2 tRNA genes are annotated in these 444 nt (G+C 52.5%); both read left to right on the top strand.

Annotation, left to right across the window (positions count from 1 at the left end):
* Window positions 1-37: 37 nt before the first annotated feature.
* Window positions 38-128, top strand: a tRNA-Ser gene (locus tag VA602_RS16055).
* A 107-nt stretch (window positions 129-235) separates the two neighbouring features.
* Window positions 236-312, top strand: a tRNA-Arg gene (locus VA602_RS16060).
* Window positions 313-444: the final 132 nt, after the last annotated feature.

Genomic DNA, 444 nt, shown 5'->3' on the forward strand with positions numbered 1-444 from the left:
ACGGGGAGGGGTCTGGTTAATATACGCCCCGTGTTGCGGTGAGGTGGCCGAGTGGCCGAAGGCGCTCCCCTGCTAAGGGAGTATACCTCATAAGGGTATCGGGGGTTCGAATCCCCCCTTCACCGCCATTCTTCGTGTAGGGCGCTGTAACTGGTCAAAATGCTTAAGTCGTTGAAATTAAACGAAAAAGTACTTGGCAAAACGGTTTAGCGAACTATAATGCGCGGCAAGACACGGACTCATAGCTCAGCTGGATAGAGTACTCGGCTACGAACCGAGCGGTCGGAGGTTCGAATCCTCCTGAGTCCGCCACTTTCTGAAGTGGCTTTGCTTGTCGAGAAATCCTCAAGAAGAGAAGCTTCGAAACCAGTGGTAATCTGGTCTAAAACTACCACCACGGACTCATAGCTCAGCTGGATAGAGTACTCGGCTACGAACCGAGCG

The organism is Pseudomonas machongensis, assembly GCF_034961125.1.
Lineage (GTDB): Bacteria > Pseudomonadota > Gammaproteobacteria > Pseudomonadales > Pseudomonadaceae > Aquipseudomonas > Aquipseudomonas machongensis.